3 protein-coding genes are annotated in these 3,597 nt (G+C 63.2%); all 3 read right to left on the minus strand.

Features of this window, described 5'->3' with window-relative positions:
• Positions 1-497 (minus strand): dTDP-glucose 4,6-dehydratase (locus AC11W3_RS04080; RefSeq protein WP_484092540.1); only part of this gene is annotated, 497 nt, incomplete at its 3' end.
• A gap of 108 nt (positions 498-605) precedes the next feature.
• Entirely contained in the window at positions 606-2,804 is a 2,199-nt protein-coding gene (locus AC11W3_RS04085) for an LPS-assembly protein LptD (protein ID WP_484092541.1), read from the minus strand.
• Positions 2,805-3,064: 260 nt separating this feature from the next.
• Positions 3,065-3,597: glutamate ligase domain-containing protein (locus tag AC11W3_RS04090; RefSeq protein ID WP_484092542.1), on the minus strand; the 533-nt coding region annotated here is incomplete at its 5' end.

Here is a 3,597-nt window from a genome sequence, read left to right on the forward strand (position 1 = left end):
GCCTTGCTGGCCGAATACGGGGAGTTGGGGGCCAGCGGCGTCTCTTCGGTGAAATACCCTTCGGGGCCGAGGCTGCCGTAGACTTCGTCGGTCGATACCTGCAGATAGCGGAAGTTCGGGAACTTCTCCCAGTGGAGTCGGCTCGCCTCGAGCAGGGTCTGGGTGCCGAGCACGTTGGTCTTGACGAAGATCTCGGGGCCGGTGATGGAGCGGTCAACATGGGATTCGGCCGCGAAATGGACCACGGCGTCGACCTTCTCCTCGGCAAGGAGCCTGGTGACCAGGGCTCCGTCGCAGATGTCGCCCTTCACGAAGCGGTAGTCGGGATTGCCCTGCAGCGCGGTCAGGTTGTTCAGATTGCCCGCATAGGTGAGGAGGTCGAGGTTGACGACCTTGCAGCCGGGGTTGCCGGCCATGAAGTGGTGTATGAAGTTGGAGCCGATGAAGCCTGCCCCCCCTGTGACCAGCAAAGAAGTGGGGGTAAATGTCTGACGCATGAAACCTCCGAGGCGATTTTTTATCCCTTGCTGCATCCTGCGAACTTTTCCCGACCATCATTGATACACCGGAAAAAGCAATTGTGTCAACTTCTTAAGGTTCCGGCCTCAGAACGTCCGCACGGGTCCCAAGGAGCCGATGCCGTAGAGGTTGAAATTGATGGTGAACTCCTTGTTGGCGGAGACGGTGCTGGTGGCGACCCTGTCGGCATAGGCGGCGATCACGCTCCAGCACTGCTGCTTGTACTCGAGGGCGTAACGGGATTCCAGGAATCCCCCCTTGTCGAACGAGTAACGGCCCAAAAGCATGGCGGAGAAGTGTTTCGACAGCGGGAAGGCCAGGCGTCCTTCCATGTATTCGACATTGTCGCGGGAGAAGCGGTAAGCGACTGAGGCCAGGTTCGTCCCCTCCCCCTTGTACTCCGCCGCGATGTTTCCGGTCGAGAGGTTGTTGTCGATGGGATTGTAGCGGCCATCGAGGGCGAGAGAGAAACTCTTGACCGGGCTTACGCGCCCCTCCAGCATCAGGTCGGTCAGGTGGTGGTGCCTGTCGACCAGGGTGAGGAGGTCCCGGCGCTCCCCGGAAAACTGGTAGCCCTGCGACAGCCTCAGGTAGACGAGATCGCGGTATTCAGGCGCAGTGCCGGGGGTGGCGGCATACTTCCCGGTAATCACGCTGGCAAGGGACCAGGTGCCGATGCTCTGCCCGAGCACCCTGTCGTTATAGTCGAAGAAGGGGACATCGTCGTCGAACTGGTGCTGAACGTAGCCATACTCCAGCGAGGGAATCAGCAGATGGCGCACCTGGCCGTCGTAGATCCTTTCCAGCGGCAGGGACAGCTTGGCCCCGCCGTCGGCCTGGCCGACTTCCTGGCCGTCGTTGGGGGCTCCGGTGCCGTAGGAGTTGTAGAATCGCTGGCGATAGGCTCCGTAGGCGGAGAAATCGAGGGCGCTGGTCGGCTTGGCGTAGAAGGAAAGGCGCGGATGGAGTTCCAGGCGCTCTCCGCTCACCCCGACGTTGCGGTAGAAGTTGGTGAATCCCGAATCCATGGAGAAGAAAAGGGGACCGAGCTTGTCACCGGCAGCGGTGAAGCTCAGGGCCGGAACCCTCTGCAAGGTGGTGTCGTTGTTGGCCCCGAGCAGATCCTCGGTGTAGCGGGCCTCGGCTGCCACCGTGTAGCGCTCCCACCGGTGGTCGAAGGAGACGCTCGATTCGAGCAGCTGCCGGTTATAGTCGCCGGCGAGCTCGCCGTAATCGAGGTAGTAGGAGCGGTCGGTGATGAGATGAATGCTGGAGGCCAGGGTGGTAGTGGGCGACAGCAGCTCCAGGTGGTTCTGGTCGATCTCGCCGCGAAACCGCTCCACCTTGGTATCGTAGATGCCGAAGCCCCGGAAGCGCCCCTCGCTCCCCTGCGCTCTCATGTAACGGTAATCGACCGCGGCTCCTGCCCCCCTCGAACTTTCCAGGTCGAGGTTGAAGGTGGCGTCCTGGCTGTCGTCGATTGCCCAGTAATAGGGCTGGCTGATATAGAATCCTTTTTTCGTGGAGCGCCCGAGCTTGGGGATCAGGAGGCCCGACTGCCTCTCCCTTTTCACCGGGAAGAGGAGGTACGGGGTGTAGAGGAGCGGGATGTCTCCGGCATAAAAGACGGCATCGCGCGCAGTCGCGAACTCGTCGAGGGTGACATCGAGTTTCCTCGCCTCGAACCTCCAGCTGGGCTTGTCCCCGTCGCAGGTGGTGAAGGTCCCGCGGTCGATCCGGTAATCCTCGTCCCCGGTCTTCAAGATGCGCTCCCCGCGCACATGAAAGTTGGACTTCTTGATGAAGAGTTCGCCTTTGGAGATTTCCCCCTTATGGGAGAGCATGTTGATGGAGGCGCGGTCACCCTTCAGGGTGTCTCCGCTCTTCTCCATGAGGACGTGCCCCTCGGCGAAGGCATCGTCGGAGAACCGCTGGTAGATCACGCTGTCGGCAAGGAGTGATACGCCATCCTGGACAACGTGAACGTCTCCCTTGGCGCGGTAGGTATCGGACTGGACGTCGAGAGAGAGGTCGTCGGCCTTGATGCTGACCGCCTTGTCGTCGCCGCCGGCCGCATTGTGCGTCGCCGCTGGCGCGGGCTGGGGCGAAGGCGCAGCCTGTCGTGACCCGGCAGCCGTTACCGCCTGCAGGGTGGCCGCCGCCACCGCCGGTGTCGAGGCGACGGCCGGCGGCGCCTCCGCAGCCTTGGCAGGCTGTTCAGCCTGTGCCAGGGCGGCAGAGGGAAGAAGATATAAGAGGAGCCCCAAGGCTCTTGCAGCTTTCATTGCACTCCAATGCAAGTTCTCACCAGTTCTGGCAATTGCAGGATAACGGGCTCCCCTCCCCTTGAGGAGAGTGGGTCAGGCTTGCGCGCAGAAGGGCGCTTCAGCCCTCAGGCACGGGGCGGGGGAAGGGGCCTCCTCGGTCTGGTGCCAGAAGCAAATCCCCCCTGTCCCCCCTTTGTCAAGGGGGGGACGTGTCGCGAGGGAGCACACCTTGGGTGCTACCCAGCGACGCAGCGCGAGGGGGCATCCCGCGTCGCCCCCTACCCTCTGAACCCTTCAAACTTTTTAGACAGCAGCTCGCTCCTCGCCTCGCCGACGGTAAAGAGGGAGCCGCAGACCACGATGAGATCGTCGGGACCGGCAAACTCGCGGGCGGCGGCCACGCCCTCTGCCACCGAGCCTGCCTCCCGGGCACTGACTCCCGTCTCCCGGCAGAACTTCGCCAGCCGCCCCGTGGCGAGGGCACGTTCAAGGGCAGGGGCCACGCAGAAGATCTGGTCCGCCAGCGGCAAGAGGGGTGACAGCAGACCGGCCAGCTCCTTGTCGGCCATGACGCCGATTACCATCAGCAGCCTCCGGCGGGGAATCTCCGACAGTGCCCCGGCCAGGGCCTCGGCGCCTGCGGGGTTGTGGGCGCCATCGAGAAGGATGCGGGGTTGGCCCGGAAAAAGCTCCATGCGGCCGGGCCAGCGGGCCTGCCCCACGCCGGCCACCATGGCCTCTTCCGAGACGGGAAAGCCTTCCCCTGCCAAAAGCTCTGCCGCTGCCAGGGCCACGGCGGCGTTGCACGATT

This window comes from Geomonas sp., assembly GCF_056994735.1.